General features: G+C 45.5%; 10 protein-coding genes. 3 read left to right on the plus strand and 7 right to left on the minus strand.

The window, feature by feature from the left end:
• The first annotated feature begins 1 nt into the window (after window position 1).
• The gene (locus FBQ74_RS05160; protein WP_139755662.1) at window positions 2–1,258 is read left to right on the plus strand and encodes a glycosyltransferase family 4 protein; all 1,257 of its coding nucleotides are present in this window, start codon (window positions 2–4) and stop codon (window positions 1,256–1,258) included.
• A 116-nt stretch (window positions 1,259–1,374) separates the two neighbouring features.
• On the opposite strand, the gene FBQ74_RS05165 is transcribed toward FBQ74_RS05160, so the two are convergent.
• Window positions 1,375–2,442: a sugar-transfer associated ATP-grasp domain-containing protein gene (locus tag FBQ74_RS05165; protein WP_139755663.1), complete on the minus strand. Its 1,068-nt coding sequence runs from the start codon at window positions 2,440–2,442 to the stop codon at window positions 1,375–1,377.
• Between the two features lie 521 nt (window positions 2,443–2,963).
• Between FBQ74_RS05165 and FBQ74_RS05170 the strand changes: the two genes are divergently transcribed.
• Window positions 2,964–3,785, plus strand: coding sequence for a hypothetical protein (locus tag FBQ74_RS05170; RefSeq protein ID WP_205912280.1), 822 nt, complete (start codon window positions 2,964–2,966; stop codon window positions 3,783–3,785).
• 16 nt (window positions 3,786–3,801) lie between these two features.
• Here the strand turns inward: FBQ74_RS05170 and FBQ74_RS05175 are convergent, their stop codons facing one another.
• On the minus strand, window positions 3,802–4,689 hold the full coding sequence (locus FBQ74_RS05175; protein WP_139755665.1) for a DUF6625 family protein: 888 nt from the start codon (window positions 4,687–4,689) through the stop codon (window positions 3,802–3,804).
• Between the two features lie 229 nt (window positions 4,690–4,918).
• Complete coding sequence (locus FBQ74_RS05180) at window positions 4,919–5,857, minus strand: ATP-grasp fold amidoligase family protein (protein ID WP_139755666.1); 939 nt, start codon at window positions 5,855–5,857, stop codon at window positions 4,919–4,921.
• 261 nt (window positions 5,858–6,118) lie between these two features.
• On the opposite strand from FBQ74_RS05180, the gene FBQ74_RS05185 reads away from it, so the two are divergent.
• Window positions 6,119–6,856 carry a hypothetical protein gene (locus FBQ74_RS05185; RefSeq protein ID WP_139755667.1) on the plus strand — a complete coding sequence of 246 codons (738 nt, stop codon included), beginning with the start codon at window positions 6,119–6,121 and terminating at the stop codon, window positions 6,854–6,856.
• Between the two features lie 118 nt (window positions 6,857–6,974).
• Here FBQ74_RS05185 and FBQ74_RS05190 read toward each other — a convergent pair whose 3' ends face one another.
• The 4 genes from FBQ74_RS05190 to FBQ74_RS05205 form a co-directional block, all read right to left on the minus strand.
• Window positions 6,975–7,781, minus strand: a complete 807-nt coding sequence (locus FBQ74_RS05190; RefSeq protein ID WP_205912281.1) for a hypothetical protein — start codon at window positions 7,779–7,781, stop codon at window positions 6,975–6,977.
• 146 nt (window positions 7,782–7,927) lie between these two features.
• Window positions 7,928–9,736: an ABC transporter ATP-binding protein gene (locus FBQ74_RS05195; RefSeq protein WP_139755669.1), complete on the minus strand. Its 1,809-nt coding sequence runs from the start codon at window positions 9,734–9,736 to the stop codon at window positions 7,928–7,930.
• Between the two features lie 459 nt (window positions 9,737–10,195).
• A complete protein-coding gene (locus tag FBQ74_RS05200) occupies window positions 10,196–11,179 on the minus strand; it encodes a polysaccharide deacetylase family protein (protein ID WP_139755670.1) in 984 nt (327 codons plus the stop codon).
• Between the two features lie 5 nt (window positions 11,180–11,184).
• A complete protein-coding gene (locus FBQ74_RS05205) occupies window positions 11,185–12,342 on the minus strand; it encodes a carboxylate--amine ligase (RefSeq protein WP_139755671.1) in 1,158 nt (385 codons plus the stop codon).
• Between the last annotated feature and the right edge of the window lie 38 nt (window positions 12,343–12,380).

Here is a 12,380-nt window from a genome sequence, read left to right on the forward strand (position 1 = left end):
TATGAAAGGACCGGTTTTTAAACATTTCGATAAAAAAGACGGACAAGCACTTGATATACTTACCGTCGCGGCCAATTACCCCAGTCAGGTTCAGCCGTGGATGATAAACCACCTGTACCAGATTGAAAAAAATGGTGGCACGAACCGTATTGTGTCGATAGGTAAAGACGACATGGTGTTTGATCAGGCACTTCAGTCCTGCGATTTAAGTAAGTACTACTGGAATCTTGGCGAGAGCCATCAGGCGCTGGTGACAAATGCCGTTAAACAACTTGTAAATCCTGCAACGCTGGGGCGTACAGTGAGGTTATTGTCAAAAGCCGGTTGGCCAGACAGTCTGAAGAAAAAGATTGTACAGGCCATCAGTGCCTATTCAATGACGTTTAAACCGGATTTGATTCATTGTCACAGTGAGCCGGTAGGTGCCAGGCTGAATCATCTGATAAAAGCCAACGGCGCGCCGCTTATCCACACCTTTCACGGGCAAACCCCGGTAGGCGTTCCTACAATAAGCCGTGAGCTTCGCGCTCAGTACACACGGCATGCTCGTGCGATTCTGGTCAATACCCGCTTCGCGCAAAAGCAGTACGAAGCACTCGGCGCGGTAAATGACAATTTTATTGTTGTCCCACAAGGCACTGATATTGAACAGTGGCCCTTTAACCCCAAGCCTTGTCCAACAGGTGAAGAGCCATTGCAGCTACTTACAGTAGGCAGGGTCGTTGAGGAAAAAGGTCACAAATATGTGATTGATGCTGTTGACCAGCTTCGCAAAGACAATATTAATGCACATTACCATATAGTGGGTCGCGGCCCTGAAATCGATACGCTGCAGGAACAAATCAATCGGCTTCAGTTGCACAATGAAATTACGATTCACGGCTTACTGACCGGGGATGCGCTGAAGCAACAATATCAGCAGGCCCATATTTTTGTACTACCAAGTTTGAAGGGCAACGGCGAGACCTGGGAGGAAACACAAGGCGTTGTGGTTCAGGAAGCCCAGGCGTCAGGTTTGCTGGTTATTGGTGCTGACTCAGGCGGTATTGCTGAGTGCATCGATGATGGTGAAAACGGCTTTGTCGTGCCAGATAGGGATGCATCAGCGATTTACCACACGGTAAAACAATTAATATCAGCGCCGGACAGATGGAAGCAGTGGCAGCAAAACGGGCGGGACTGGGTAACAGCGAACTATAGTCTGGATGCCATCGGCAAGCGCGTCGTTTCTATCTATCAAAGTATTATTGCGAAGTAGCCCAACGCCGCAATAGCAAACCGTAGACATGGCGTAACAAGCGTTGCGCCTAATTTATGACAACATAGGCGGTGAGGAGTATCACCGCCTATATTGCAAACAGAAAGTAGATATAGCTATTTGCGCTTGCGAAGCTTTTCCCAGCCCAAATCTGCAAAGCAGGGGCCCTGTGTTGCTTCTGAAAACTTAATGCCGTTGTGCGCACCATTCCATTCCATAATGGCGACTTCACCATCTTTATCCACCGCCAAATCCCAGCCGATAATCCGGGCAAAGGGCAGCTTAAGATGCGACTGTTTAACCACATCAATGCATTTGTCAAAGCTCGGAATACTTTCACCGGCAAAACGTAAGCCACTGGTCGGGTGCTCTGAGGTCGGCAGCCAGGTAGGTAAATAGCCATTATCGTGCATGACACCCGTAGACAGGGTAATCGGGATACGAATATTCGATGCAGACATAACGTGGGTGTCTTTGCCTACGCCTAAGCGTAAATACGCGGCCCTGACTGAAACATCACCGGTTTCATCAATGACAGAGGTCACTCTGAGGGTTGCCACCGAATTGGGCGCATAGGCATGAAGCATCGGGTGTTGCTCAATGTAATACTGGAAAACACCGTTACCAATCTTCTTAACCGCTTCCGGGGTAAATGAGTCCCTCTCAAAAAAGAAAATTCCTTTACCCTGAGAAACATCATCAACCTTGAAAACCACCCGGTCATGGTCGCGAAACAACAGGTTTTTAAATTCCTGTGGTGGGATGACATTGTAATCGAGGTCTAAAAATAAGCCGTTAACGTGACTGCCAAGATCAGGGAATGCATTATTTTTAAAAATAGCGGCGTTTAAGGGCTTGAGTCTGGACATGCTTCCATAAGGCCCCTTAAGCGAGGATACGACAACAGCACCATAGTAATTATCGGGTATCCACCCTTCTTTAAATTCACCTGCCATCAGGCTGTACACGCGCAACCATGGAGCAAACTTTTTTTCACCGAATACGGACATCGCATAGTCATCACACTTGGCGGCGGTTTGCGGATCCAGAGGGCCAAACTTTTCTGACAAATGTTTTTCAATCGATTTGGCCTCATTGGCATGAAATACATCATAAGGAATACTCGTCGGGGGCCTTAAAATGGCCCTGGCCACGTTCTTGATATACAGTTTTTGCTTATTCATTTTCTAATTAGCCTGCGAACAAATTCTACATACAGTTTGCATCAAACCCGTTAAACCGACAATGCATTTGCTACTGCCGGTGTTGCTTAATATTTTCTTGCTAGCCAGGAATTAATCTGCAAAGCATTAGTAAAATAGAAGCCCCTAATAGAACGTTAGATCTAAGAAAAAAGTTTTATCATTTACACGCTAAGTGAGTGCGTTAGCACCAGCGAATGAGATTATCCAGACACACCTGAGCAGGTCTCGCGATAGGCCAGTTGGATAAAACCCTATTCGCGAAACAAAGAGTGATCCACATTAAGCGTTTTTAAATAATATAAACGATATTAGTATGCAGGCAGGTCATTGAATACTATGAGGTTAACGCGTTGGTATTTCTCGAATAACTTGCCTGTAGTAGTCATCAGAGACTCTTAATGCAGCAGTTAAAAAATTTGCAATATTTTTTCAGGCAGCCCAAAGCTCTTCGCATACATGTTGGTGCCCACAAAACTGCGACCACTCATCTGCAGGATGCTTTGAAATTATGTAAAGCGTCACTGGAGCTGCAGGGTATTTGCTATATACCGATAGATGCATTCAGGTACAAGCTTAGGCTGCTTGATCAGAACCGGGTATTTAGCCAACAGGGGAACTGGCTGGAAAAACGCTATACCCTGACCTCTAAGCTATTCAGTGTGGTTAACAACAATCAGCAGCGCATTGTGCTTTCTGAAGAGAATATTCTGGGGCGTGTGACCGATGCCCTGTACATTTCGCCGTATCCGGCACCGAATGTCGATTTCATCAATTATGCGACAACGTATACCGATATCAGCGTATTTCTGAGTATCCGCAGTTTCTCGCAAATCTATCCGGCAGCCTATGCAACAGGACTTAAGTTTTTCCCAGAAGAAGCGATCAGACTCAAGCATGCGTTGCAGGAGGCGCTGGATAAGGGCTTACGCCCCAGTTGGGTACCTGTCGTCAAACGTTTAGAAGCGCAAATGCCACGCTGCCAGCTCAAATGCTGGACGTTTGAAAGATACAAATCGCACCAGACAGAGACGGTTTCACGACTGCTTGGTGTCTCGATAGATGATTTACCTGCCGTTGAAAACCCTACGCTAACAGCGACGCCCGGTGTCGAAGCTATACGTGAGGCAGAAGCACAGGTTGCCAGCGGCGAGCACAGAAAAGTGAAAAAGTGGTTTAAGGTATGCGGTGATATTTACAGAGCAAATCAGGCCTGCGACGGACAGCCTAAGTATACCTTTCTTACACCCGCGATGCAGAAAGAGCTGGATGAACAGTACCTTACAGATATCGCGACACTAACGCCGGACGGCTACTTTACATAGCGCCCGGCCAATTGTGTTACTTAAATAGTGACGGTGCGATTTTTGAAAAGGGTATCTTGGCAAAGTCAGCAGGCAAGGGGGATTTCTTCTCACTGATGTGCGTGTACGAAATATAAAACTCTTGCGGGTTTTGCTTATAATCAACAAAACAATGCTGGAGGGTTTTCTTCCAGGTCATAAAGTGCAAATACATAATTTCGCCACCCTGGTCGCCCAGCTCGAACAACTTACCTTTCTTCCACAGCCAGTGATTTAAGACTTTAGGTACCTGCGAAGGCTTTTTTGCACGGGGTTGCTTAAAGTTAAGCAAATAGTCAGGCCAGTAAACCCGGATATTTTCACCGTCATTCTGCTTTTTCTTGATGACCTCAGTCATACCGACTTCATCAAAGTAATAACTTTCAAGCTTCAAGAACGCATCTTTGTAAATCGGGTGAGACGCATACAGCGTGTTTATTTGTTCGCAATTACGGTACAGCGTAAAGTGACCGGCAATATTGTTCTGACGGGCAGAGATCACATCATGATTCTCTAAAATATCGTCGGTAATAAAACTGCGTATATCACCAAAAATAACATCGATGTCGCAGTGGCCCCAGAAGTCATAACCTTCCAGTTCTTTGCTGAATATCTTACCGAACAACGGGCGAATGTCGTTTAATTTATACGGGCGCTGCATAGCAATATCCAGCCCGGTAACTTCGCTGGCCTGCTGACTTAATTGCGCCAGTGAGCTTTTGACAAAAATGACGTTATCCGGCGCATCCGCAGGAATGTCACAATCTGTTGGAATAAGCCAGGTTACATCAGGGTTTGCTTTACATGACAGTAAAAAGGCGGGGAGCCAGACGGGCCACTTTCCATAGTACGGATTTATCAATAACATTTTATTTTTTGCAGACACAACAACTCCCGAGTGACTCGTCAACATAATTCAAAACATAAGAGCAATAACACAGCGCAGTGCACAATATATTATTCCCTGTTACCGCACTAGTAATACATGATCTATTAAGCCGAAACCAGACCTAATATACTGTAAAAGTAGTAGAGCGACACGCTACTATACGCGTGCCGAAAAAATAGGTTTAACCAACGCTAAAAATACCTGCGTTACTCACACCGTTTTGGTATCAGTATGTAGTACTGGTTCGCAAAGGGATTTGTCTGCCAAGAATGTCCTGCCACTCTGTCGGCTTAAACGGATTAAAGCCAGAGCCCGGATGAAACGTAATTTCACCAAAATAAACCTGTGACCCGGTGTCATAAAAATCGATGCGGGAAAACGCAAACGGCTTAGCCAGTTTTTCAGCCAGCTCAAGCATAAGTGCAAGGTTGGCCGGAGGGGGCGGCGGTGTGTCACTGTGTTTGTAACGATACTCCAGCGATTGTCTTTCCCAGTCGGTATTAAAGATATCTCTGGTGTGGTTACCGAAACGATCGCTGTCGACAGAAATGTACGTTGGCTTTCCGTCAAAACAAAAAATTTTGTAATCTGCGGGTAAATTGCCTTTATCGTCGATGATCAGTTTTTCGACAATAACTTTAGGAGGAATGTCTCTGTATTGCCACTCCCGATAGCGGTAATAAAAATTGCGTCGCAAGCTGTCACGCATTTTTTGGCGTACATCATCAAAGTCAATATCCGCCGCATCCCGCACAATAACAACATTCATTGAATCATGATTACACTTTACCACGCACTTATCGGGCACGGTCTCTGGCGTAAGTGTTCGGTGATCGTCGGTAACATGCAACAGTGGTATTAGATACTCTTTACCTATCACCTTGGCAACAATATCGCGCACGGCGTATTTATCTGCACATTGGGTATGAAGCGGCGTTCTGTCGTAAAGCTTTAACCACTGGATTTTGTCGTCATACGTGCTTGGGTTGTCCAGGTTTAATGGCTTATTAAACAGGCGTTGATACCGCTCTTCGTTAAACCGGCGATCACCTGCCTGATTGTATTTAATCCGTTTTAATTGCGACTTTACGGGTACTAAAACATGTTTTGCCAGGGGCGAATCATGATACAGGTAACCGGCAAATTCCCTCATATTTAACTTCATTGCTTTCTGTTTTCTCGAATCGAATTGTTACTACTGTCAATCAGGGCTTTCATAAACCGCTGTCGCTTTGACCTCAGCATCACAACTGGGTAGCGGATAATCTAACAAAAGGTGTCGTGCTGCAATTATTAAGCCTGAAAACAGTATAAAAAATTTTTGATGGAAGGTTTACGCTCCACAAACTAATAAGGATTACTGATATGAACGAAGTTTTATGACGTTTTTGTTACAATATAATAAGTATTACAAATAATGGTCATTATGAAAAACTTACTGCGGGGAAAGCTTACATTTGAATCGGGTATCATCCTGTTTGCATTGATGTTGCTGGTAGGCGATATGGTGTTTATCGTGCTACACACACTCAATGCGTTTGTGTTAAGTGGTGGCAGTAAGTTTTTTAATATCGGACACGACTGGGGTGTTGAAGAGTTCTTCCAGTACCTTAAATATATCTGGGTAATGCTCTTGTTAGTATTGATTGCAGTACGCTACAGACAGTTAGCATTTTTGGTATGGTGCCCGGTATTTGTATACCTGTTATTAGACGATGCGGTAAAAATTCACGAAACAGTGGGTGACATGCTCGCCGCGAATATCAACGCTGAGCCTGTGATGGGTTTAAGGCTACAGGATTATGGTGAGCTAATTGTTAGCTTTTGCGCTGCCGTCATTGTTCTTACGCCAGTGGCAATCGCGATGTTAAAAGGGTCATCCGAATTTAGAAAGGCGTCACTGGACCTGGGCTTTTTAATCGGCCTGCTGGCATTTTTTGGTATTGTGGTAGACATGCTACACGTTGCATTACCAACAGAGCGTGTAAGCTACTTCGTGCTTGGCACTGTAGAGGATGGCGGTGAAATGCTGGCGGGTAGTATAATGGTAGCCTATGCACTTGTGCGTATTAACAGTACACAATTACATTATTGGGTAGCAAGCGTTTGGTCAGCGATAACACACTGCAAATCTGAATCCCATAAGGCTAGCGTTATCAGCTGATCAGAAGTTGTCTGTCACAGGTTCATGTCGTCTGTTACGGGTTCATAGTGCGCACGGCCCGCGGCGGGCAGGGCGTATTGATTACCCGCCAGCATAAACCGTAGTTCGGCGCCCCTGATTAATTTCTGCCAATAACTTTTTTGATATCTTTTTTCATTCGTCGCCATTTACGCGTTCTGTACTCAGCAAATGGCTTAACGGGATGATAAAGCGTGTCCTTTTTGATTCCTGCAAACAGCTTGGGCGGCATGTATATAAAAGAGCCGGGGCCCATTCCCAATGATTGTGGCGTACTGGTATAGCAATCTGTGACCTGATTAATATCAGTCACTGTCATGTTGTTGTAGCGCAATACAGAAGGCCAGCTAATTTCATGATGCCCGCTCCAGCCTGATGCGTAAGCTGAAATGATAGTTTCAGCAGCGGCTTTTGACAGTCTGAAAAAGGGTAAAAATACCGATTTATCAGACATACTATTTGCGACCGGCGATTTATAACTGTTTTGTGGCCACCAGTTTGAACCGAAAGACCGATAATTGGTTGCCAGCAGCGCGTCATCGCGCTGAGCAAATTTTTGAATAAACAACGCCATATCACCGGTATAGCGCACGTCATCTTCACAGAACCACATGTAGTCATAGTGGTTGTTCTGGTGAGCAAAAAGCAGATGACACAAATCCAGATTGCCCGGCATGATTGCCCAGTTTTCCATAGCAAACTTGGGGGCACTGTCGCCAAAAAGCGTATTCAGCGATTTGCGATTGTATACAACGTGCCTGATGCCATTTACATGCTCGTCTTTTGCGGTTCCGGCATCATCGTAAGTCAGCACACAAAAATCGGTTTTACCGGCAAACTGCTTAGCCAGTTTTCTGGCGTTGCGGTCTATAAATCGCGAAAATAAAACAAAGCACGTTTTATTCACGCTATTCGCCTGATTTGCCACACTTCATCCCCTCTATACTTCGTTACCGGCTGCTATGTGCAGGTAATACTTCTTTTTATCAGCCCGTGTAGCACGTAACAACGCGCTCATATCCGTGAACTTCACGGGTGCTTTGCTAACGCGTCTTACGCTGTCTCTTCGTTACCTTCAACCAACTCTCTGAAGTAATCAGACTGTGTCAGTAGCTGCTGGTAATTTCCCTGATGTTGAATCCGACCTTGCTCGAACAGATAAATCATGTCGCACTTTTCAACGGTACTTAACCGGTGTGCAATCATAATCACCAGCATTTCATCGGTCAGGGTATTGATTTCACTCAAAATCCGACGCTCAGTAATATTATCGAGTGCACTGGTCGCTTCATCTAAAATCAAGACAGAAGGTTGTTTATATAATGCCCGCGCAATGGCCAGACGCTGACGCTGTCCACCACTGAGTATTTCGCCGTCTTCACCCACTTTTGTGTCGTATCCGTCAGACAACGAGGCGATGAATTCGTGAAGGTTGGCTTTTTTAGCAACTTCAACAACGCGTTCCTGATCAATCTCTGCTTTGGGAACGCCAAAGCAAATATTCGCAGTAACAGTATCATCTACAATAAAAACAGATTGTGGGACATAGCCAATTTTATCCTGCCATGCTCTCAACCGGCCATGTGTAAGCTTATCACCGTCTATTTCAATAGAGCCCTGGCTGGGGGTTATAAGACCGGCTACCAGGTTTGCAACAGTCGTTTTACCTGCACCGGACCCACCAACAAAAGCAACAAGTTTATTTACTTCCAGCGTCATATTCAGGTCAGCTATCACATTGTCATCACTATTGGGGTATTGGTAGTCGACAGCGTTAACGTGCATCTTCTGAAAATTATCAAACGTTACAGAGGTATCTTGCTTCTGAGTAATATGCTTGGCCCGCTCTTTAGCCGTAGTAAATGACGCCCATACTTCATCAACCACACTGGCATTGCCTTTAATTGACGTGATGGCTTTATAAATGGTTTGGGCCGCAGGCAGTAGCTTATATCCTGCCATTGCATAGAAACTTAACGTGGTAACGATTTGCGTTTGCGGCGTGCCGGAAGTAATAAGATAAACGCCAAGTACGATAATTGCGCTAAATACGACCGTTTCCACAATATAGCGTGGCAACTCACCGGAAAGCCGGATAAACGCCTGCGCTGAAAGCCCTTTACGCGTTGTTTTATCTACTTCTTTTTCATACCAGGGCTCAGCCCCCAGTAGTTTAATTTCCCGAATGCCTTTAATCGATTCGCGAAGCATTTTCAGCTTGACCCGTGCAACCTCAGAAACTGTTTTGCCTGACTCTACAGCGCGGCGGCGAATAGCAAAGTAGATAACAATGTAAACCGATGTCACGATTAACGCAGCGATAAGCGCAAGGGCCGGGTCGACCACAATCAGACCGATAACGATAAATAAGGTTAGTACAACCTGCGACACAGCCTGAAGAAATGGCTGAAAAACCATATATACCATTCGCGGAACCTGATTAGAGATAGTGGTAATCAGGTGGCTGGAGTTCTTTTCTAAAAAGAAAATATACTGATTTTTCATAAAAGCAGAGTACAGCTTTCGCTGCAGTCCACTGCCGATATCGATAGTAAACTTGATCGAAAGCCACAGAACAGCAGAGGCCACCGCATTAGAAATAAAGATGATAGAGCAAACGCATACCGAGTAAATCAGCAGAAAATCAAGATAGCTTTCCGCTCCGGTATAGTCGTAAGCCATACTGAAATACTTGTTGGTTTCTAAATACGCCGGGTCGGAAAGAAGCGTGATGTAGGGGGCCAGAAACGCGATACTGGCCATTTGTAAAGCGGCAGAAAAAACAAAACAGACCTGAAGAATAAGAAACTTTACTTTTTTATCCCGGTCAAGTAATTCTCGAATATGGTTAAAGGGCAACATCTATTTTCTCTTTAATCAATAATACCTAACGGTATAAATTGGATAACAGACGCCATCAATACCGTGAAAAAAACGATTCCCACATAGCGCTGTTTTACTGCATTTTCGCTGTTGAAATGGCTAAAAAAACCAAATCAACAACGTTTCATTTTGTATTCTGGTGTCAAAGTTTATCACGGTATTGGTCGTTGACTATTAAATAAGTGCGGCCGGCTATTAAAACCCGTCACATTCGACCTGCTACCTAACAAATGCCATCGGAATGCACTTTAATAACAAAGGCTTAGGCAGAGTGTTAGCAGCAATGCAGGTTTACCTCCACATATGCCCCATGACACTTTTAAAACAGAACACGCAACGACCCCTCGTTTTACAGGGCGGGCCACCCAATTAGATCAATTCAAACAAAACTCATTTAAAAGTATGAGTTTTTAAGCGGTCGTAACGTTACTTTTACTGCTATCGCCATCCGCTCAATTTTGCCTTGAACTTCATTGGTGTATCGCTGATATCATTGTGTACACCAATTCGCAGCAGCTTATGCGCATCAAAATTATGGGCGCTGTTAATGCCCCGTAGTGTGGTAACCGCAGCGCTGTAGTGTGACTGTACAAGCTTATGTGCCTCAGCTGAAAAATCCCCATTGGGAAAGCAAAAAGTAGTCACGGGTGCGCCTGTCATCTCCTGCAAAATGTGTTTGGCATCTACAATCTCTTCCTTAAGTAGTGCTTCACTCAGCCCTTCCTTAAGCCGGTAATGCCTGCGGGTATGGCTGCCTATTTCAACACCCATGGTGTCTTTTGCTTCAACCAGTTGTTCGGTAGAAATCATTTCAACAGGATTATTCTGTTTCGCAGGAATAGCCGCCAATGCCTGATAAATTTCATGATCAGAATGGCTCTTGAGGTGGTCGATAACCTGAGCGGCTTCATCCCTGCTCAGGGGAAGCGAGATGCGTTTATCAATAAGCCGCAGCAACGGCGCCCAGTCATCTGTGGGCTGTGCACCTTCTGCCAATAACAGCTGAAGCACCTTGTTGGGCCAGAAGGGGGCGGGTTTACCTAAAAAGTCTGTCACTACGTACAGCGTAGAGCGAAAGCCAAACTGCTTTAATACCGGAAAGGCGAACTCATAGTTGTCCAGCCAGCCATCATCAAAGGTTATCGCTACCGTCAGAGCGGCGCGGGTGCTTTCAGGTTGCGCCAGCCAGTCAGACACTGTCATTACCGGCACTTTTTCATCGTGCAGGGTTTGCATATGCATAGCAAACGTTTTATCAGAGACTACCATACCAGGCTCTTCACGCTGATAGCGGGGGTCATTGACCGGTAGTACCCTGTGGTACATCAGAATAATCAGTTTTTTATTGCCGCGCCTGACCATCGACCAGCCCAGTGTACCGGCGACAAACGACAGGGTATTTTTTACTAATTGCTTAATCATAATAATTACAGATAATGCTTAAGTTCAAACCAGAACGGGCCCATATCATCCATACGGTTGATCTCGTGACGGCGGTTACTGAACTTGGGTGTTAAAAAGGTGCCCACTGCATTCAGCTTTTCGCTGGTACTCAGATTTTTATCTTTAAGTTGCAGGTAAAGATTGTCCACATCGCCCAATAACCAGCGAAGTTGTACGCCTTCTTTAAACCCACGATGGCGCTCGAGGGTTTTGTATTCACCGTCAAATAGCAGTTCGGGAAAGCTCACGCCGGCATCTATAGCAAGTTGCAGTGATCCCCACAGCCGCGTATTAATTTCCATCAGGTAGGGCGTGCCATCGGCTGACACGCGAAACTCGACCATTGCCACACCGTGCCAGTTAACTGCATCAAGCAATGCCCTGGCGTGTTTTTCCATATCCGGGTTAATCGGCGCGCTGGCGCTCAGTACACTTACGCCACCTGAGGGCGGCTTTTCGCGCAGCCGTTTATGGGCAAAAAAGGCCTTTGCCTCGCCTTTCTGGTAATAGCAAAACACCCCAGCACCATGACCATCAATATATTGCTGAACCATAAACGGATGGTTATTGAAATAAACCTTATCTTCCGTTAATTGCTGTAACTGCGCTGCGTTGTGAACAATATGCACCTGGGTTTCCAGCCACTGGTTATCGACCAGTACCTTAGAAAGAGCAGGCTTTAACACACAGGGAAAACTGATGGCATCGTGGTCGATATCCGAGGCGCGCTGGCAGTACTGGGAAAAAGGCACCGGTACACCCAGTGATTCGGCCAGATGATTAAGCGCAGACTTATCACTTAAAGAAAGCAGTGTATCAATATCGGCAAAAGGCAACTTGCAGGGGGGCAGGGCATCACGGTGTTGAACCAGAGTGCGACTGGTGACTTCAGTCACGGGTAATAAAAAGTCAATCTCATACTTTATTACTGTGTCATTAACCCAGTTGAGGAACTTCTGCGTATCATCAGAAGGATTTGGGCACGTCAGGTATTGATGACTATAGCGAGAGCATCCCGCCAGGGCCTGTTTGTGACGGTCAGTAGTAAAAACCTGAATGTCAGAGCGCTTTCCCAGCGCGCGGGTGGTTGCCAGTGCACTACGTTGTGCTGCGTCAAAAATTAATACTGCGGTTTTTTCCATGGCGTACAACAATGTCCAGTATGCAGCAAGGATTTTGC

The organism is Salinimonas iocasae (assembly GCF_006228385.1).
In the GTDB taxonomy this organism is placed as follows: Bacteria; Pseudomonadota; Gammaproteobacteria; order Enterobacterales; family Alteromonadaceae; genus Alteromonas; species Alteromonas iocasae.

Bases quoted from the DNA above. Each gene is read 5' to 3' on its own strand.
- FBQ74_RS05160 (WP_139755662.1), top strand. From the start codon at position 2: ATGAAAGGACCGGTTTTTAAACATTTCGATAAAAAAGACGGACAAGCA.
- FBQ74_RS05165 (WP_139755663.1), bottom strand. From the start codon at position 2,442: ATGAATAAGCAAAAACTGTATATCAAGAACGTGGCCAGGGCCATTTTA.
- FBQ74_RS05180 (WP_139755666.1), bottom strand. From the start codon at position 5,857: ATGAAGTTAAATATGAGGGAATTTGCCGGTTACCTGTATCATGATTCG.
- FBQ74_RS05185 (WP_139755667.1), top strand. From the start codon at position 6,119: ATGAAAAACTTACTGCGGGGAAAGCTTACATTTGAATCGGGTATCATC.
- FBQ74_RS05195 (WP_139755669.1), bottom strand. From the start codon at position 9,736: ATGTTGCCCTTTAACCATATTCGAGAATTACTTGACCGGGATAAAAAA.
- FBQ74_RS05200 (WP_139755670.1), bottom strand. From the start codon at position 11,179: ATGATTAAGCAATTAGTAAAAAATACCCTGTCGTTTGTCGCCGGTACA.
- FBQ74_RS05205 (WP_139755671.1), bottom strand. From the start codon at position 12,342: ATGGAAAAAACCGCAGTATTAATTTTTGACGCAGCACAACGTAGTGCA.